Source organism: Burkholderia territorii (assembly GCF_001718335.1).
Taxonomy (GTDB): domain Bacteria; phylum Pseudomonadota; class Gammaproteobacteria; order Burkholderiales; family Burkholderiaceae; genus Burkholderia; species Burkholderia territorii.
Genome location: NZ_CP013365.1, coordinates 1,915,966 through 1,933,988, shown reverse-complemented (window position 1 = coordinate 1,933,988; position 18,023 = coordinate 1,915,966). Strand labels below are relative to the sequence as shown.

Here is an 18,023-nt window from a genome sequence, read left to right as displayed (position 1 = left end):
GCGGATCAGGGCGTCCGCGACGCGCCGTCTGCACCGGGGGCTGATGGCCGCTGCCGCCTCATGCGCGATTGGCGTGCCGGCGCATGCCGACGGCGTGACCGACACGACGCTTGCGCGGCAGCACTGGGTGCTCAACTGCATGGGCTGCCATACGGCGACGGGCGACGGCATTCCGGGCAAGGTGCCGCCGCTCGCGAATTCGCTCGGTTATTTCACGCATCTGCCTGCGGGGCGCGAGTACGTGATGCGCGTGCCCGGCGCGTCGAACTCGGCGCTGTCGGACCAGGATCTCGCCGACGTACTGAACTGGGTGCTCACGACGATGAATCGCAATGCGCTGCCGCGCGATTTCAAGCCTTATACGGCTGACGAAATCGCCGCGCATCGACGGCCTGCGTTTTCCGATGTCGCGACGGTGCGAGCGAGGCTCGTGCGCGAATTGCACGAGCGCGGGATCGATGGTGTGTCCGAGCGCTACTGATTGGCGACGACGGGGCGACGACGCGTGTAGCTTCTGCGGTTGCGGCCGCACGCATCCGCAGGGAAGCCGCGCACCGGTCAAATGCGAGCGTGGCGGTGTCGAAGTACGTGCTTGTTAGCTGTTGAGTCGCGCTGGCGCCTATTGGACTGCGCAAGGATCGGCGCGTGGCGCAACGTGTCGAGATGCTTTGCAGTGCCCCCCGCAGCGTCAGCGCTCGTTCCATACCGCCGCCGATATGTTGCCGGCCATCAGACCCCGCCCGAGCCGCGGGCGTCTTCCCAGTCGTGCCACTCGATTCGATGCATGTCCACATAACGGCTTACCGCTTCGCCGATCGTCGGAAAGAAGTTGTCGTCGCCGAACATGCTGTACATCCGGTAATGCTTGAGGCTGTCCTTGACGGGGCCTTTCAGCTCCGCGAACACCAGCTTGACCTGCCGCGCGGCAAGTTCGCGATGCAGCCGTTCGAGGACATCGGCAGCCGTGAGGTCGATGTCGGTCACGGGCTCCGCCGCGATGACGATCCAGCGAGCCGGCTCAGGCGATTCATCGACGGCGCGCAACACGCGTTCCCGAAAGATTTCGCCATTCGCGAAAAAGAGCGGCGCATCCCAGCGCAGCAGCACGAGCCCGGGCACGCGCCGCGCGTCCGGATGGCGCGACACGTCGTGATAGCCCTTCCGGCCGTCGACGCGCCCGAGCACGGCATCGTAAGGCCGCCACGCGCGCCACAAAAACGACAGCACGGTGAGCAGCAGTGCCAGCGCAATGCCGTTCACGACCCCGACGGCGGCAACGCCGGCGAAGCACGCCACGGCCTGCATGAATTCGCTTTTGCGGAGCCGATATAGCCGCACGACGCCGGGCACCTCGATCATGTTCACGCATGCCGCGATCACGACGGCGGCCAGCACGGATTGCGGCGTGTGCGCAAGCGCGCGCGGCGCGAACAGCAGCAATGCGGCAACGACGGCGGCAGCCACCACACCCGTTGCCTGCGTCTTCGCGCCGGCCGCTTCCGCGACGGGCGTGCGTGACCCGCTCGCGCTTACCGCGAACCCTTGCATCAGGCCGGCGGCGAGGTTCGACAGCCCGAGCGCGATGCATTCGTGATTCCGGTCCACGCGGGTGTCGTTGCGCAGTTCGTAGGTGCGGGACAGCACGCTGATATCCGTGAGCGACACGAGCGCGATCGCCGCTGCGCTTCCCGCGAGACGCAGCCAGCCGTCGAGGCTCACGTCGGGGATGCGCGGCATCGGCAGGCCTTGCGGAACCGCACCGACGGTTGCAACGCCGGCGCGCGTCGACAGATCGAACCACATCACCGCCGCCGTCGCGCCAGCCACGGCGAGCAGTACACCCGGCATCCTGGGCCAGAGCCGTTTGCACGCGAGTATCAGCGCGAGGGCGGCGACACCGAGTGCGAACGACGTTGCGTTCACCTTCGACGCCGCGATGCCGGCGACAACGTCGCGCACCTGCTCGATGAACGATTCGCCGTTGCCCTTGTAGCCGAGGAGCTTGGGCAATTGCCCGATGCTGATCGTCAGCATGATGCCGTTCAGAAAACCGTACCGGATGGGCAGCGACAGCAGCTCGGTGACGAATCCGAGCCTGAGCACTCCGACCGCGATGCAGATCGCGCCCGCGAGTATCGCGAGCGCGCCGGCAACGGCCAGCGCATGCGCGGCATCGCCGTGGGCAAGCGGCGCGATGCTTGCGGCGATCAGCGCGACCAGCGCGGAGTCGGGGCCGAGGACGAGGATGCGGCTCGGGCCGAACAGCGCATACGCGAGCAGCGCGGCAAGCGACGCATAGAGCCCGTTGACGGCGGGCAGGCCGGCTGCGTTCGCATACGCCATGCCGGCGGGCACGAGCACGGCACTGAGCGTGACGCCGGCCAGCAGATCGTGCGGCAGCCAATGCAATCGATAGGTGCGCGCCACGGCGAGTCCGTTGATCCACCGCAGCAGGCCGGCATCGGGCTTGCGGGGCGGGCGGGCCGTGTGCTGGCGGGCACGGCTTTTGATGTTCATCGCAGGACGTCAGGGAACCTCGGCGGAATCGTTCGTTACGTCCGCCGATATCGTTAAAGATTACGTTCCCGTGCCCTCGGACCGCAAGCCCGGTTTCACGATGTTTCGTTTCGATGTGCCGGTCCGACTGTCCGGCTACTTTGCTGAACGCTGGTTCGAGCCAGGCTGGCGATGGCCAAAGTGATGATCGGCGGTGCGGGGGAATCGCCCGGCGGCACGCTGCCGTCACAAGGTGCACTCGTTTTGGGTTGTGCGGCCATCGGGTGCGGCGTCTTCGCCGGTTATGCATGGCTGTTTTCCGTGGCGCCGGTTCGAAGGATCTACATGCGAACCCACAAGGCACTGGACGGGTGTCTGGCCGTCGTATTCGGGATCGCGGGAATCAGGTTGCTGGCTTCGCGTCCATAGCGCGTCGACCCGTCGCGCGAACGGCACCGGATGTGCGGTGAATGAGGCAACCGCCGAAATTTCCAACGAACGGACAGCTTTCGTTAGAATCGGTCGTCTATCAGAGCAAAGCAGCGTTGCATCGGCGCAGCGGCATCCGCTCATGAACACCGCTCGCGCTCATCTCATGTCCTTTACCGGAGGCGAACGTGCCAGGATTACTTCCCGATGTCGACCGCGACGGGCTTCTCGAATATTCGGTGGTGTACACCGACCGGTCGATCAATCACATGTCGCAGCGCTTTCAAGGCGCCATGCGTGATATTTCCGCGGCGCTGAAGAAGGTTTACAACGCGAAGGCGGTCGCGATCGTCCCGGGCAGCGGGACGTTCGGCATGGAAGCTGTTGCGCGCCAGTTCGCGACGGACAAGAAGTGTCTGGTCATCCGCAATGGCTGGTTCAGTTTCCGCTGGTCGCAGATTTTCGACATGGGCCGCATTCCGGCCGAGTCGATCGTGCTGAAAGCGCGTCCGGTCGAAGCGGGCAGACAGGCCGCGTTTGCGCCGGCGCCGATCGATGAAGTCGTTGCCGCGATTCGCGAGCACAAGCCGGATCTGGTGTTCGCGCCGCACGTCGAAACCGCGTCGGGGATGATGCTCCCCGATGCGTATCTGCGTGCGGTGGCGGACGCCGTGCATGCGGTCGGCGGGATGTTCGTGCTCGACTGCATCGCGTCCGGCACGATCTGGGTCGACATGGAGGCGAGCGGTGTCGACGTGCTGATCAGCGCGCCACAAAAGGGCTGGAGCGCGTCGCCCGGCTGTGCGCTGGTGATGATGAGTCCGCTTGCACGCGAGCGCATCGATGCGACGACCAGCACCAGTTTCGCGTGCGATCTGCGCAAGTGGCTGCAGATCATGGAGGCGTACGAAGGCGGCGGCTTCGCGTACCACGCGACGATGCCGACCGACAGCCTCGCGACGCTGCGCGACGTGATCAAGGAAACGGCAGCTTACGGCTTCGACAAGGTGCGGGCGGAACAACTCGAGCTCGGCACGCGGATTCGTGCGTTGCTGGCGCAGAACGGATTCCGGAGCGTGGCGGCGGAAGGTTTCGAGGCGCCGGGTGTCGTGGTGTGCTACACCGACGATGACGATATCCGGTCCGGCAAGAAATTCGCCGATGTCGGGATGCAGATCGCGGCGGGCGTGCCGTTGCAATGCGACGAGCCGGCGGATTTCAAGACGTTCCGGATCGGCTTGTTCGGGCTCGACAAGCTGCATGACGTCGATGCGGCGGTCGGGCGGTTTGCGAGTGCGCTGGAGCGGGTGCTGTAGCGGGCTTGGAGGCGTGGCACGATCGGATGTGCTACCTGATCGGTGCATGGGAAGCCGCCGTGTCCGACGGCGGCTATCGACTCGGAGCACACGAAGATCGCGCTACGACGCCCACGTGCGCTGTGCAACATTCGCGAGCCCGTCCGCCGCTTGAAGCGCTGGCTTCTGCGGCGTGTGCATGAAGCTTGACCGCAAGCAGGTTGGTGCGAGTGGTATCAACGCTTATGGCAAATTCGCGAAGAGCAAATTGAGGCCTTCGGAAACGAGCGGATGCGCGATGATCGCATCACGAACGGCCATATAAGGCAGCCCCCCGAGCATTGCCATTTGCACGGCCGTCGTCACATCGCCCGCGCCGGCGCCAAGCATCGTGAAACCCAGGATCTTGCCCGTATCCGGTTCCACCAGCGCTTTCATGAAGCCCCGCGTATTTCCGTCGGTCCGCGCGCGCGGTACCGCGGTCATTGGTATCTTCGCGACGCGGACGTCGATTTTCCGGGCGGCCGCATCGGTTTCGTTCAGACCGATGCGGCCGAGTTCCGGATCGATGAACAGCGCATAAGGGATGACGCGGTTCTCGGTGCTCGTCGGACGGCCTTCGACACCGGCCTTGAGCACACGGTAGTCGTCGAACGACGCGTGCGTGAACATCGGGGTGCCGGCCACTTCGCCGATCGCCCACGTGCGTTCGGCCGTGGTAGCCAGTTGGTGGTCGACCTTGATGAACCCGCGCTCGTCCTTCTCGACACCCGCAAGCTCCAGCCCGATCGAATCAGTCAACGGCTTGCGCCCGGCCGCTACAAGCATGTGCGAACCGCTGACCGTGCGTCCGTCGGAAAATTCGACCGTGAGGTGCTCGCCGCTACGCCCGCGAACGGCAACGATCTTCACGCCGAGCTCGAGTCCGATTCCGTCCTCGATCAGTGCTTGCTGAATGGCTGCGCCGACGTCCTCGTCTTCGCGCATCGCAACGCGCGGCGCATCGCTGAGAAGCGTGACCCGACTGCCCAGACGCCGAAATGCCTGCGCCATCTCCAGACCGATATAACCGCCGCCCAGCACGATCAGGTGGTCGGGCAGTACGTCGAGACGCAATGCTTCGACGTGGGTGAGGGGGAGCGCATCGCGCAGCCCGTTGATATCCGGTATGGATGCCACCGTGCCCGTATTGATGTAGACGTTCTCGCCTTCATAGATGCTTTCCGCCCCGTCGTCGGAACGCACCAGAATCGTGCGCGGTCCGACGAAGCGGCCGGTTCCAATGACAAGGTCGAGACCCGATTGCTCGAACGCGCGGCGATTGATGTCCACCATGCCGCCTACGACGGACCGGACGCTGGTGGACACGCGTTGCATGTTCGCAGCGAGGTCCGGTCGTTCCGCAGCCTGCCGCCACGCCCGCATGGAGCGCGCCTCGTGGATCAGTGTCTTGCTCGGGATGCAGGCGACGTTGATGCACGATCCCCCGATCATCCCGCGCTCGATCACCGCGACACGTCTGCCACGGCGCGCCATCTCCATCGCAAGCGATTTCCCACCTTTCCCGCCGCCTAGAAACAGATATTCATATCGTCTGGTTTCGTCCATTTCGTAATCCTCTTCATATAGAGTGAGTGGGACCGTGCGCGACCGGATGATCGGTCGTTCACGCGTGGCGAGCATTCTTCGGTTCCAGCGAAGGCCCGCACTGTGCCATCACGAGGCAGCGTCCGATCATCGGTGCGAGCCGAGATTCTCGATTGCAGCGCGCACGCCGGCCGCATACGCGTGATCTGCGCGGTGGAAGTGATCGAGCTGACGCTTGACGATTTCGTCGGGCACGCCGGCGATATGCCGCGCGATGTTGTCGCAAAGCCGTGCACGTTGTTCCGCATCGAACAGACGGAACAGCGCTGCGGGCTGGCTGTAGTAGTCGTCGTCCTGGCGATGGTCATAGCGGTCGACCGCTCCGGCGGCGAGCGGCGGCTCGGCTGCGTCGCGGTCCTGTGCGAAGTCGCCGAAGCTGTTCGGTTCGTAGTTGACCGTGCTGCCCAGGTTACCGTCGGTGCGCATCGCGCCGTCGCGATGGAACGAATGATGGACCGGACACTTCGGGGCATTCACCGGAATCTGGTGATGATTCACCCCCAGCCGGTAACGCTGCGCGTCGCCGTACGAAAAGAGACGACCCTGCAGCAGCCGGTCCGGAGAAAAACCGATGCCCGGCACCACGTTGGCTGGCGTGAACGCTGCCTGCTCCACATCGGCGAAATAATTCTCCGCGTTGCGGTTTAATTCGATCACGCCGACGTCGATTAGCGGATAGTCCGCGTGCGGCCATACCTTCGTGATGTCGAACGGGTTGTAGGGCACATTCGCTGCGTCGGCCTCGGGCATCAGCTGGATTCGAAATGCCCAGCGCGGAAAGTTGCCGTGGTCGATGCTCTCGATCAGGTCTCGCTGCGCGCTCTCGCGGTCGAAGGCGACGACCTGGGCCGCTTCGTCGTTCGTATGGTTCTCGATCCCGTTGAGGGACTTGAAATGGAACTTCACCCAGAAGCGCTCGCCCTGCGCGTTGATGAACGAATACGTATGCGAGCCGAAGCCGTGCATCTGGCGATAGTTCTTCGGAATGCCGCGATCGCTCATCAGGATGGTGACCTGATGCAGCGACTCCGGATGCCGCGACCAGAAATCCCAAGCGGCGATGTTGCTGCGCAGGTTCGTGTGCGGATCGCGCTTCTGCGTATGGATGAAATCGGGAAACTTGAGCGGATCGCGGATGAAGAATACCGGCGTATTGTTACCCACGACATCCCAGTTCCCCTCCTCGGTGTAGAACTTGATCGAGAAGCCGCGCACATCGCGCTCGGCATCGGCGGCGCCACGTTCGCCCGCCACGGTGGAGAAGCGGGCGAACAGAGGTGTCTCCTTGCCGACCCGGGAGAACACCTTCGCCTTCGTATATCGGGTGACGTCGTGCGTTACCGTGAGGGTACCGAATGCGCCGGAACCCTTGGCATGCACACGGCGCTCGGGAATGACCTCGCGGTCGAAGTGTGCGAGCTTTTCGAGCAACCATACGTCCTGGAGCATCACGGGGCCGCGCTCGCCGGCGGTCATCGAGTTCTGGTTGTCGGCGACGGGAGCGCCGGCCGCGTTCGTGAGGGTGTTGGAAGTCATGATCTTGTGTCGACGTGCGGATTGCACTGAAAGTGAGGACAACAGAACGAGCGCGTAGGGTGATGCATTCCAGACGGCGCGCATCGACATCGATACGCGCCGCGCGAACACCAACCCTTACGACTTCAGGAAGGCGAGCAGATCCGCGTTGACCTGATCGGCGTTCACGACGCACATCCCGTGCGAGCCGCCGGCATAGACCTTCAGCGTTGCGTGCTTGACGATCGTTGCGGACAGGCGGCCGGAATTGTCGATCGGAACGATCTGGTCGTCGTCGCCATGGAGGATCAGTGTCGGCACGTCGATTTTCTTCAGATCGTCGGTGTAGTCCACTTCAGAGAACTCGTGGATGCACTGGTACTGGCCGTGAATGCCGCCGGTCATGCCCTGCGCCCAGAACGCGTCGATCGTGCCTTGCAGCGCCGTCGCGCCGGGCCGGTTGAAACCGAAAAACGGCGTCGCGAGATCGCGGTAGAACTGCGAGCGGTTTTCGGCGACGCCCTTGCGGATTCCATCGAAGACGTCGATCGGCAGGCCGCCCGGGTTTGCGTCGGTTTTCAGCATGATCGGAGGCACGGCGCCGATCAGCACGGCCTTCGCGACGCGCTTCGTGCCGTGCCGGCCGATATATCGGGCGACTTCGCCGCCGCCCGTCGAATGGCCGACGAGCGTTGCCTCACGCACGTCGAGTGCATCCAGCAGCGCGGCGAGGTCGTCGGCATAGGTGTCCATGTCGTTGCCTTGCGAAGGTTGGCCTGAACGTCCATGGCCGCGGCGGTCGTGCGCGATCACGCGATAGCCGTGCTGCAGCAGGAACAGCATCTGTGCGTCCCATGCGTCCGCGTTGAGCGGCCAGCCGTGCGAAAACACGACCGGGCGGCCGGCGCCCCAATCCTTGTAGAAAATCTTCGTGCCGTCTTGTGTGGTTACGGTATTCATGGTCTTTCCTGATTGATTGAGCCGAGGAGATTCAGAAGCCTTCCAGAACGATCTTGCCCTTCGCACGGCCGCTTTCGAGCAACGCGTGCGCGCGACGCAGATTGTGCGCGTCGATCTTGCCGAGGTTTTCGCCGACGGTGCTCTTGAGCACGCCACCGTCGATAAGCGTGGCGATGCGTGCGAGCAGCGCGTGCTGGCGAATCATGTCCGGCGTGCGATACATCGATCGCGTGAACATGAATTCCCAATGGAGAGAAATCGATTTGCGCTTCAGCGGCATTGCATCGAGTGTCGCCGGATCGTCGATCAGCGCAAGCTGACCCTCTGGTTTCAATATGTCGACGATCTGGGAGTAGTAAGTATCGGTATGGGTGAGGCTGATCACATGATCGACCTGTTCGATTCCCGCTGCGGCCAATTGAGGCCGCAGCGGCCGCGCATGGTCGATTACGTGATGTGCGCCGAGCCCGGCGACCCACGCCTGGGTTTCGGGCCGCGATGCGGTAGCGATTACCGTCAGCGCGGTCAGTTGGCGGGCGAGTTGAACGAGGATCGAGCCGACGCCGCCGCCTGCACCGATCACCAGCAGGCCTTGTCCAGCGCCATCGCCCTCCGCGACGTTCAGGCGGTCGAACAGCAATTCCCACGCGGTGATGGCCGTGAGCGGCAGCGCGGCGGCTTGGGCTGCCGACAACGTGGCCGGCCGGTGGCTTGCAATGCGCTCGTCGACGAGACCGTATTCGGCATAACTGCCCGGCCGCGTGATGTCGCCTGCATACCAGACGCGGTCGCCGGGGGCAAACAGCTCCACGCCAGCGCCGACTGCCTCGACCGTCCCCGTCGCATCCCAGCCGAGAATTTTAGGTTCGCCTGGCTGCACACCCTGGCGCAGTTTCACGTCGACGGGATTGACTGCGATCGCGTCGATCCGGACGAGCAGATCGCGCGGCCCCGGTTCGGGCTTCGGAAGTTCGACTTCATAGAGCGCTTGCGGATCGTCGATCGGCAAGCCCGCACGGGCGTAAACGATGGCTTTCATGAACCGCTCCTCATGACGGAAAGCGTGTGGCGGCGCTTACGCGCCGCGGAGAAAAGTGCGCACGTGCGACACATATGCGGGCGCGTACTGAAACAGCGCGCCGTGTCCCGAATTCGGGTAGACGATCAACGTCGCGTTCGGCAATCCTTCCGCGAGCACAAGTGTGTTCTTCGTCGGAATCATGATGTCGTTGTCGCCGTTGGTCACGAGCACTGGATGCGTGATGGCTGCGAGTTTTCCGCGCACGTCGCCGCGCCAGTTCGCCCACGCGATCATTGCCTGCAGTTGCGCGGCGGCAACGGCCGGGCTCGCCGGCGTGTCGCGTTGCGGGCCGCGCGTCTCCAGACGGCCGACGAATGCATCGGCGGCCGCCTGAGCGTCGGCGGTCGCGGGAAAGAACAGGCGCTTGAGTTTCTCGTTCATCGGCATGTCGACGTTCGTGTAGATCGCGACGAGTTCCGGGCGGTCCATTCCGGCGCCTTCTCCGCCTTCGGGGGCGCTGCCGGACAGGATCATCCGGCCGATCGCGGCAGGCCGTGCGAGCGCGATTTCCTGCGCGACGAAGCCACCGAGCGAAAAACCGAGAATATGCAGCGCCGGCAGGCCGAGCGCGTCGATGAAGCGCATGGCGTGATCGGCCATCCCCGCGATCGTCGTCGGCACTTCGCCGCCCGACGCGCCGATGCCCGCGTTGTCGAACAGGATCACCTCGCGATCTTCGGCGAGCGCATCGACGATCGCCGGATCCCAGTTGTCGAGCGTGCCCGTGAAGTGTTGCAGGCAGAGGAGCGGCACACCGCCGCCGCGGCCGAAGCGGCGATACGCGTAGCGCACGCCCGCGGCATCCACATATTGCGTCGGCGCGTTCGCCGCCCGGATCGTGCTATTCATGGTTACAGGTCCTTTCGACGCGCATCGCGCTCGTCGGTGTCAAAGTAGCGTGATGTCGTACAGGTCGATCGACACGACGAGCGGCTCGTCGACCGAGGTGCCGTCCGGCTGGCGTGGGTGAATGCGCCTGCGGGTCGGAATGCGAATTCCCGAAACGGTCGTGTAGCCGTCGACGTAGTGCGCCCCCGGCGTGTTGCCCGCGATCTCGACGTCGTAATCGAGGCGCCGGACCAGATGATCGGAGTCGACGTAGATCGCCTGTACCTTGCTGAATACTTCGAGCGATCCCGGATAGCGCACGACGATCTTCCGCCACGTTTCGCCGCGTTCGTCCCATCGACCCGCGTCTTCGCATTCGACGTCGTCCCATGCGAGCACGAATGGTGTATTCAGATACGTCCACATCGCGCAGCCTGCAAAGAATGCGAGTTGCAGCGCGTCCCAGCGGGTTTCCAGTACGTGGCCGTCGAATGACGCGCGCGGCTGGTCGCTTGCGTCAATGACATGTTCGTCTGCGTCGAGCAACGCGACGCGGCTGCCCGCGAAATCGCTGCGCGCGGCGAGCCGTCCGAACGGCGCATGCGATGCCCACTGGCGGTCGGTCGCGACGGTCACGGACGTGCGATCGAGCACGCCTGCCTGCCCCTTCAACGGCCACAGCACGCCGTCTTGCTCGAGGTTTGCGCGAATGCGGGTGAACTTGCGCCACTGCGTCAGCCCGCCGTGCGTGTCGATGCTCGTTTGAGCAAGTGCATTCATGCCGGGACTCCCTTGTGTGTTCCGTTCATCACGAGGACCGCGCGAAAGCGGACCTCCGCGCGCATCATCCGGTCATACGCGCGCTGTGCGTGTTCGAGGGGGAACGTTTCGACGATCGGCCGCACGTTCTGCAGCTGTGCGAACGACAACGTCTGTTCGTTATCCGAGACGGTGCCGGTCAACGCGCCCGCGACCGTACGGCCGCCGAATACGAGATCGAGTGCGTTCAGCGTGATCGGCTCACCGGGTACCGCAACGACGACGAGCTTGCCGCGAGTCGACAGCCCGGGCACGGTGTCGGACATGCCCTTGCCGGTCGGCGCGGTTCCGAGGACGACCTTGGCGCCGCCGAGTGCGCGCAGCGCACCAGCGACGTTCTCGACGCTTGCGTCGATATAGCGGTGTGCGCCGAGTTGCAGCGCAAGCGCCTGTTTGTCGGCGCCGCGTGCGATCGCGACGGTATGAAAGCCCATTCGGTTCGCGAACTGAATCGCGAGATGCCCGAGGCCGCCGATTCCATGGATCGCTACGACGTCGCCAGCGCGGGCCCCCGCATTGCGCAGCGCGTTGAACGTGGTCAGCCCTGCGCACAACAGCGGCGCAGCCTCGGCCGCATCCAGTTCCTCGGGGACGCGGACCAGACCGCGCGCTTCGGCCAGCATCATTTCCGCGTAACCGCCATCGACCGTCATCCCGGTGATGACCGGATTTTCGCAATTGACTGCATCGCCGTGCCGGCACGACGGGCATACGCGATCCTCACCTCCGAGAAAGCCGACACCGACGCGCTGCCCGATCTCCCAACCGGTAACACCTTCGCCGATCGCATCGATTCGCCCGACGACTTCGTGGCCCGGCACGCGCTGAACTGCATCGTCCTGCGTTGCACGCTCGACAGTGGCGCTGTCGGAGTGACACACGCCGCACGCCTCGACACGAATTCGAACCTGCCCGTATGCGGGGCACGTTATTGCGCGATCGACGATACTCAATCGGCCGGGGCCCGTTACGACCGCGGCGCGGTAAGTGGTTTGCTGTTCCATGTCTTCTCCGTCACTCGAAGCGAAAATCGGACAGATCGACGCCGACGATCAACGGTTCGGGCAGTGCGAGGTTTTCCGGCGTGCGAGGGTAGATGCGAAAGCGCGTCGGCATTCGGATACCCTGCACGTCGACGTAATCGCCGATGTAGCGAGCCGCGGCATTGCGCCCCTGGATGTCGACCTCATAGTCGTGACGGCGCAGCAGGCCGTCGGCGTCGAAGTAGAACGTCTGCGTTGCGCTGTGCGTTGCAATCGACGGCGCGAATTCGACACGCAGGCGCCGCCACGTGAGTCCGTCGACGGTCCACGGGTCGATTTCGTGCGCGTCGATCCCGTCGTGTCGAAGCAGGAACGGCGACGTCAGGTACGTCCACATCGTGTAGCCGGCGAAATAGGCGAGTTGCGGATTCGACCACGGTGTGTCCATCTCGTATCCGTCGAACGACGCGCGAGGCTGCTCCAGCGTCTCGACGACGCTCCCGTTCGGACGCCTGATCTCGACGCGCGATGGTGTATAGACGGAATGGGCATCGGTCGGCGCGAACGGTTCGTGCGACACGCGCCGCTCGCGAAGGTCGACTGTTACGCGGCAATCGGTCAGCACACCGTCCCGTTGCTTCAGCGGCCACAACACGCCGGTGTGATGGAGGCGGGCGGAGACCTTCCGGAAGCCGAGAAAGCGGTCGAGCCCGCCCGCGGCGTCCAGCGCCAGCTTGATCAAGTCATTCATTAAAGTGTCCTAATCTAAATAACGGGTTGTCGTATCGAATCGACTGGCATCGTCATCTATCCGCGGCGCCGGCTGGCAACGCTCGCGCCGCCCGCCGACCGTGTCGCGTACGCGCGTGCTACGACGTCGCGCCGACGAATGCGGCGATATGTCGGGCGGTTGATCGCGGATGTTCGAGTTGCGGGCCGTGACCGGCGCGCGGGAACGTCACCAGATGCATCGTCGGCAACTGGCCATTGAGCGCGTACCAGTTCTCGACCGGGAAGACGATGTCGTGGTCCCCGCCGATATGGAGAACCGGAATCGGTGTCGCCTTCAGTGCGTCGAGCACCGCATCTGCCGGAAACGCGGGATTTCTCGGGCCGTCTCCGAGCTGTTTGGCTGCCCATTCGAACGGCACCGGCGGGCTGGCATCCGCGCGTGGCTGCGCGAGCCGCTGCGCGGACGCTTCGGCCGCGGCGCGGCTCGCCGGCGAAGCCAGTTCGAAGAACAACGAGACGAAGTCTTCAAAGTCGTTTTCGCGTTTCGCCATTTCGTAAAACAGTGGGTCTGCCGGCTTGACCAGCGGGCCGGGCGGCGTCGTCGCGATCAGCACCGCGTGGCTGATCAAGCGAGGCGCGGTAGCCAATACGATCTGCGCGACCATGCCGCCGATCGACCATCCGCCGATGACGACCTTGCCGAGTTCCAGCGCGGCGATCAAATCGATCGCGTCCTTGGCGAGCGACGCCGGACTATAGGTCCGCTCGCCGCTCGACTGACCGAGGCCGCTGTAGTCGAACGTCGTGACCTGGAAGCCTTGCTCGACCAGACTGTCCAGGAACAGGGGATCCCACGAGTCCATCGTTCCGCGAAATCGCACGCAAAGCACCAGCGGTATTCCGCTTCCGAACGTGCGATACGCGAGACGCCGGCCCGCGACCTCGACAAATCGGGTCGCGGCATTCGTGCTTTGAGAAACTTGAGCCATATATATATGTCCGCTGTTTGATCCAGCCATTCAGTCAATAAATTGCCGAACTAGACGAGGCGCGGCAAATCATCTATTTGCCCGGATGCCGTAATCAGGACGCCTGCGGCATATACGTTCACGTCGCCCCGTCGCGACGAAAACTTTCCAATCGCCGCGCACGTGATTGCGGAGTCCGGCCCGATAAATTCAATCAACGCATTCACCTGCTCGACGGAAAGCAGCGGGCAGCCATTGCCGTCCATGACGTTGATGACCAGAACGATGCTCGCATCCTGATCGATCTTCGCCCGAACGCCCGCCAGGTCGACGTCCGATCCGCCATCGACGACGACTACCTCGACGGCGCGCCGACACCGCGTCGTCAGTTCGTCGGCCATCTCGTTGAGAAGCGGCCGAATCTCGTCGATCAGAACAAGGTCATAGCCGTTTTTCGCAAGATGCTCCGCGTAAGCCGCGCCTATGATCGACAGCGCCCTGCTTACGACGGCGGTTCCGCGACCCGGCGACATGGCTGTTTGCATGCTCGGCAGTGCGTTGAATCGAGTGCTTATCATCCATGCGGCCGGCATGCTTTTCCAACGACATTTATAATCACGTTTTCGGACACGACGGATGGTGGCGGCGATGCATCGGATTGGCTATTTGCTGACTGACGAATTCCAGGTCATGGCCATCGGCACGCAATCCATATTCGAATTCGCGAACGTGCTAGCACGCGAGCGTGTCTATCAGGTGACGAATTATTCGATCGCCGGCGGCCCGGTTCGCTCGTCCCTGGGCGTCTCGGTCGTGACCGAAGCGGTGAACAGCCGCACCGCGGCGGACACATGGATGATCAGCGGCGTGGTCGATCCGCTCAATCACGTCACGCCCGCGAGCGAGCTGGAACTGATGGTGGAGGCTTCCACGCGCTCGCGACGCATCGCGGGGCTCTGCACCGGTGCCTTTGCGCTCGGGGAAGCGGGCCTGCTCGACGGGCGCCGCGCTACCACGCACTGGGCCTATGTAAGCGCGTTGAAGGAACGCTATCCGCTTGCCCAGGTCGAGGACGATCGGATCTTTATCGTCGATGGCGCGATTTGGACTTCGGCGGGACTCACGGCGGCGATGGACCTCGCGCTCGGCATGGTCGAGAAGGATCTCGGCCCCGAGCTCGCCACGTCGGTTGCGCGCGTGCTCGTAATGGAGCGTCGGCGCTCCGGCGGACAGCCGCAGCAGTCGCAACTGCTCGAACTCGCACCGAAGTCGGACAGGATCCAGATGGCGCTGGCGTATGCGCGCCAGAATCTGTCGAAGCCGCTGCGCGTCGATGATCTGGCAAAGGCCGCGCATCTCAGCACGCGCCAGTTCGGGCGCATTTTTCTCTCCGAGACCGGTCAGTCTCCTGCCAAGGCGATCGAGCAACTTCGTCTGGAGGTTGCGAGGAACATGGTGGAATGCAGCCGGCATTCGCTTGAAATCATCGCGCGCGAGACCGGCTTCCGTGATCGTCGCCATCTGCGTGAAGTGTTCGTGCGCGGGTATGGCGTCAGTCCTCAGGCGTTGAGGCGAGACAGTCGTACTTCGACCGCCGGCGAAGCCGCCTAGTTGATTCGGTATTGTGTTTGCCGGCGCGTGGCGCCCGGCGATCGCGCCTCGATCCGCACGGGCGCGGCGGTGCACACGTTGTCTCTGCGGAGACCGTGCTGCAGGACTCCTTTCGCCGTGCGCTGCCGGCTGGGCACGCAAGGCAAACATGCCGTGAAGTACGTTTTTTGGGCATGAACAAGGAACGTGCATGCCCGTTGTCGTGCCGATCGACGAGCCGGCCGCGGGCGGCCCGTCGATCGAGTCTCTACATCAACCGCATTCACCCCGCCGCGTTCCGATTCGCCTCGATCACGGTCAACGCCGTCATGTTCACGATCCGCCGCACGGTCGCGCTCGACGTGAGAATGTTCACCGGCGCATTGACGCCCAGCAGGAACGGCCCGACCGCGACGTTGCTGCCGGCTTCCGTCTTGAGCAGGTTATAGGCGATATTCCCTGCATCGACGTTCGGACACACGAGCAGGTTCGCCGCACCCTTGAGCGGCGACATCGGCAGCAGCCGCGCGCGCAGCGACTCGTCGAGCGCACAGTCGCCATGCATTTCGCCGTCCGCCTCGATATCGGGCGCGTGCGCGCGAATGATCTCGAGCGCCTTGCGCATCTTCGCGCCGGACGCCGCGCTACCCGACCCGAAGTTCGAACGCGACAGCAATGCAACCTTCGGCGAGAGATTCAGCCACTCCATCTGCCGCGCGGCCGCGATGGTGAATTCCGCGATCTGCTCCGCATCCGGGTTGTCGTTGACGTGCGTGTCGACCAGCGCGACCGTCCGCTGATTGAGCAGCAGGATGTTCATCGCCGCATAGGTCGATGCATCGGGCTTCCTGCCGATCACTTCATCGACGAAGCGCAGGTGATTGTGATACTCGCCGACCGTCCCGCAGATCATCCCGTCCGCATCGCCGAGCCGCACCATCATCGCGCCGATCAGCGTCAAGCGGCGCCGCATCTCGACGCGTGCCATTTCCTTCGAGATGCCGTCGCGGCAGCGCAGTTCCCAATACGTCGTCCAGTATTGCGGGAAGCGCTCGTCATATTCCGGGTTCGTTACTTCGACATCCTGACCGAGACGCAGGCGCAGGCCGAACCGCTCGATACGCGCGAGCAGCACCTCCGGACGTCCGACCAAAATCGGGCGCGCGAGCTTCTCGTCGACGATCACCTGCACCGCGCGCAACACGCGCTCGTCTTCGCCCTCGGTGAACACGATGCGTGCCTTGCCGCCGTCACGCACGAGCTGACGCGCGGTCGCGAACAGCGGCTTCATGAATGCGCCCGAGTGGTAGACGAACTGCTGCAACTGCTCGACATACGCGTCGAGATCCGCGATCGGGCGCGTCGCCACGCCGCCTTCGATCGCGGCCTTGGCCACGGCCGGCGCGATGCGCACGATCAGGCGCGGATCGAACGGCTTCGGAATCAGATATTGCGGACCGAAGGACACTTCATCGCCGCCATAGGCTGCCGCGACAATGTCGTTCTGCTCTTCCTGCGCGAGGCCGGCGATCGCGTGAACCGCGGCGATTTCCATCTCGCGGGTGATCGTCGTTGCACCCACGTCCAGCGCGCCGCGGAAAATGTACGGGAAGCACAGAACGTTGTTGACCTGGTTCGGGAAATCCGAGCGTCCCGTCGCGATCACGACGTCGTCGCGCGTCGCATGGGCGAGCTCGGGGAAGATTTCCGGCGTCGGATTGGCGAGCGCGAGAATCAGCGGGCGCGCGGCCATTGCCTTGAGCATCTCCGGCTTCAGGATGCCGCCGACCGACAGGCCGAGGAACACGTCGGCGCCGCCGATCACGTCGGACAGCGTGCGCGCGTCGGTTTCCTGCGCGAAGCGTTCCTTGGCCGGATCCATCAACGTGGTGCGGCCGCGATAGACGACGCCTTCGATATCCGTCGCCCAGATGTTCGCGACCGGCAGACCGAGGTCGACGAGCAGGTCAAGGCAGGCCAGCGCGGCCGCACCGGCGCCCGACGTCACGACCTTCACTTCCTTGATCGACTTCCCGACCACCTTCAGCCCGTTGATGAACGCGGCGGCGACCGTGATGGCGGTGCCGTGCTGGTCGTCGTGGAAGACGGGGATCTTCATGCGTTCGCGCAGCTTGCGCTCGACGGTGAAGCACTCCGGCGCCTTGATGTCCTCGAGGTTGATCCCGCCGAAGGTCGGCTCGAGGCCCGCGATGATGTCGACGAGCTTGTCCGGATCGGTTTCGTTGATCTCGATGTCGAACACGTCGATCCCGGCGAACTTCTTGAACAGCACGGCCTTGCCTTCCATGACCGGCTTCGACGCGAGCGCGCCGATATTGCCCAGACCCAGCACCGCAGTGCCGTTGGTGATGACGCCCACCAGATTCCCGCGGCTCGTGAAGCGATGCGCGTTGAGCGGCTCGGCGGCGATCGACTCGCACACGCTGGCGACGCCGGGCGTGTAGGCGAGCGCGAGATCGCGCTGCGTCACGAGCGGCTTGCTGGCGACGACGGAGATCTTCCCCGGGGTCGGAAACTCGTGATAGTCGTACGCGGCTTGCTGCTGGGTCTCTGTCTGTTTCATGGCTTTAGGTCCGGGCGTGCGCGCCAGGCCAGTCCCGACGCGATCCATGAGCTGATTCTAGGGATCGGCCATAAGGAGATGATTCTGTTTTAATAT

15 protein-coding genes are annotated in these 18,023 nt (G+C 64.0%); 3 read left to right on the top strand and 12 right to left on the bottom strand.

The window, feature by feature from the left end:
- The first annotated feature begins 43 nt into the window (after positions 1 to 43).
- Complete coding sequence (locus WS51_RS08575; protein ID WP_155623701.1) at positions 44 to 481, top strand: c-type cytochrome; 438 nt, start codon at positions 44 to 46, stop codon at positions 479 to 481.
- 248 nt (positions 482 to 729) lie between these two features.
- On the opposite strand, the gene WS51_RS08570 is transcribed toward WS51_RS08575, so the two are convergent.
- Complete coding sequence (locus WS51_RS08570; RefSeq protein ID WP_081333537.1) at positions 730 to 2,517, bottom strand: SulP family inorganic anion transporter; 1,788 nt, start codon at positions 2,515 to 2,517, stop codon at positions 730 to 732.
- Positions 2,518 to 3,113: 596 nt separating this feature from the next.
- On the opposite strand from WS51_RS08570, the gene WS51_RS08565 reads away from it, so the two are divergent.
- Positions 3,114 to 4,241 (top strand): aminotransferase class V-fold PLP-dependent enzyme, encoded by a 1,128-nt coding sequence (locus WS51_RS08565; RefSeq protein WP_069228947.1) that lies wholly within the window; start codon positions 3,114 to 3,116, stop codon positions 4,239 to 4,241.
- A 222-nt stretch (positions 4,242 to 4,463) separates the two neighbouring features.
- Here the strand turns inward: WS51_RS08565 and WS51_RS08560 are convergent, their stop codons facing one another.
- From WS51_RS08560 to WS51_RS08515, 10 genes are all read right to left on the bottom strand, one after another.
- Complete coding sequence (locus WS51_RS08560) at positions 4,464 to 5,828, bottom strand: FAD-dependent oxidoreductase (RefSeq protein ID WP_059950438.1); 1,365 nt, start codon at positions 5,826 to 5,828, stop codon at positions 4,464 to 4,466.
- A gap of 126 nt (positions 5,829 to 5,954) precedes the next feature.
- A complete protein-coding gene (locus WS51_RS08555; protein WP_069228946.1) occupies positions 5,955 to 7,403 on the bottom strand; it encodes a catalase in 1,449 nt (482 codons plus the stop codon).
- A gap of 117 nt (positions 7,404 to 7,520) precedes the next feature.
- Positions 7,521 to 8,342: an alpha/beta fold hydrolase gene (locus tag WS51_RS08550; protein ID WP_059950432.1), complete on the bottom strand. Its 822-nt coding sequence runs from the start codon at positions 8,340 to 8,342 to the stop codon at positions 7,521 to 7,523.
- Positions 8,343 to 8,373: 31 nt separating this feature from the next.
- Complete coding sequence (locus WS51_RS08545; protein ID WP_069228945.1) at positions 8,374 to 9,381, bottom strand: zinc-binding alcohol dehydrogenase family protein; 1,008 nt, start codon at positions 9,379 to 9,381, stop codon at positions 8,374 to 8,376.
- Positions 9,382 to 9,417: 36 nt separating this feature from the next.
- Complete coding sequence (locus WS51_RS08540) at positions 9,418 to 10,272, bottom strand: alpha/beta fold hydrolase (protein WP_069228944.1); 855 nt, start codon at positions 10,270 to 10,272, stop codon at positions 9,418 to 9,420.
- Positions 10,273 to 10,311: 39 nt separating this feature from the next.
- Positions 10,312 to 11,031 (bottom strand): hypothetical protein, encoded by a 720-nt coding sequence (locus WS51_RS08535; protein ID WP_069228943.1) that lies wholly within the window; start codon positions 11,029 to 11,031, stop codon positions 10,312 to 10,314.
- The gene (locus WS51_RS08530) at positions 11,028 to 12,074 is read right to left on the bottom strand and encodes an alcohol dehydrogenase (protein WP_059950420.1); all 1,047 of its coding nucleotides are present in this window, start codon (positions 12,072 to 12,074) and stop codon (positions 11,028 to 11,030) included. Before WS51_RS08530 ends, WS51_RS08535 begins: the two co-directional genes overlap by 4 nt.
- Positions 12,075 to 12,084: 10 nt before the next feature.
- Entirely contained in the window at positions 12,085 to 12,804 is a 720-nt protein-coding gene (locus WS51_RS08525; protein ID WP_069228942.1) for a hypothetical protein, read from the bottom strand.
- A 118-nt stretch (positions 12,805 to 12,922) separates the two neighbouring features.
- Positions 12,923 to 13,804, bottom strand: coding sequence for an alpha/beta fold hydrolase (locus WS51_RS08520; RefSeq protein ID WP_236872347.1), 882 nt, complete (start codon positions 13,802 to 13,804; stop codon positions 12,923 to 12,925).
- A gap of 20 nt (positions 13,805 to 13,824) precedes the next feature.
- Positions 13,825 to 14,346 (bottom strand): SDR family oxidoreductase, encoded by a 522-nt coding sequence (locus tag WS51_RS08515; protein WP_147957362.1) that lies wholly within the window; start codon positions 14,344 to 14,346, stop codon positions 13,825 to 13,827.
- A 55-nt stretch (positions 14,347 to 14,401) separates the two neighbouring features.
- On the opposite strand from WS51_RS08515, the gene WS51_RS08510 reads away from it, so the two are divergent.
- Positions 14,402 to 15,364 carry a GlxA family transcriptional regulator gene (locus WS51_RS08510; protein ID WP_060022102.1) on the top strand — a complete coding sequence of 321 codons (963 nt, stop codon included), beginning with the start codon at positions 14,402 to 14,404 and terminating at the stop codon, positions 15,362 to 15,364.
- A 262-nt stretch (positions 15,365 to 15,626) separates the two neighbouring features.
- Here WS51_RS08510 and WS51_RS08505 read toward each other — a convergent pair whose 3' ends face one another.
- The gene (locus WS51_RS08505) at positions 15,627 to 17,927 is read right to left on the bottom strand and encodes an NADP-dependent malic enzyme (protein ID WP_059544298.1); all 2,301 of its coding nucleotides are present in this window, start codon (positions 17,925 to 17,927) and stop codon (positions 15,627 to 15,629) included.
- Positions 17,928 to 18,023 lie beyond the last annotated feature (96 nt).

Coding starts and splice junctions, on each gene's coding strand:
- WS51_RS08560 (WP_059950438.1), bottom strand. CDS start 5,828: ATGGACGAAACCAGACGATATGAATATCTGTTTCTAGGCGGCGGGAAA.
- WS51_RS08530 (WP_059950420.1), bottom strand. CDS start 12,074: ATGGAACAGCAAACCACTTACCGCGCCGCGGTCGTAACGGGCCCCGGC.
- WS51_RS08540 (WP_069228944.1), bottom strand. CDS start 10,272: ATGAATAGCACGATCCGGGCGGCGAACGCGCCGACGCAATATGTGGAT.
- WS51_RS08555 (WP_069228946.1), bottom strand. CDS start 7,403: ATGACTTCCAACACCCTCACGAACGCGGCCGGCGCTCCCGTCGCCGAC.
- WS51_RS08550 (WP_059950432.1), bottom strand. CDS start 8,342: ATGAATACCGTAACCACACAAGACGGCACGAAGATTTTCTACAAGGAT.
- WS51_RS08570 (WP_081333537.1), bottom strand. CDS start 2,517: ATGAACATCAAAAGCCGTGCCCGCCAGCACACGGCCCGCCCGCCCCGC.
- WS51_RS08520 (WP_236872347.1), bottom strand. CDS start 13,804: ATGGCTGGATCAAACAGCGGACATATATATATGGCTCAAGTTTCTCAA.
- WS51_RS08545 (WP_069228945.1), bottom strand. CDS start 9,381: ATGAAAGCCATCGTTTACGCCCGTGCGGGCTTGCCGATCGACGATCCG.
- WS51_RS08515 (WP_147957362.1), bottom strand. CDS start 14,346: ATGCCGGCCGCATGGATGATAAGCACTCGATTCAACGCACTGCCGAGC.
- WS51_RS08575 (WP_155623701.1), top strand. CDS start 44: ATGGCCGCTGCCGCCTCATGCGCGATTGGCGTGCCGGCGCATGCCGAC.
- WS51_RS08505 (WP_059544298.1), bottom strand. CDS start 17,927: ATGAAACAGACAGAGACCCAGCAGCAAGCCGCGTACGACTATCACGAG.
- WS51_RS08535 (WP_069228943.1), bottom strand. CDS start 11,031: ATGAATGCACTTGCTCAAACGAGCATCGACACGCACGGCGGGCTGACG.
- WS51_RS08525 (WP_069228942.1), bottom strand. CDS start 12,804: ATGAATGACTTGATCAAGCTGGCGCTGGACGCCGCGGGCGGGCTCGAC.
- WS51_RS08510 (WP_060022102.1), top strand. CDS start 14,402: ATGCATCGGATTGGCTATTTGCTGACTGACGAATTCCAGGTCATGGCC.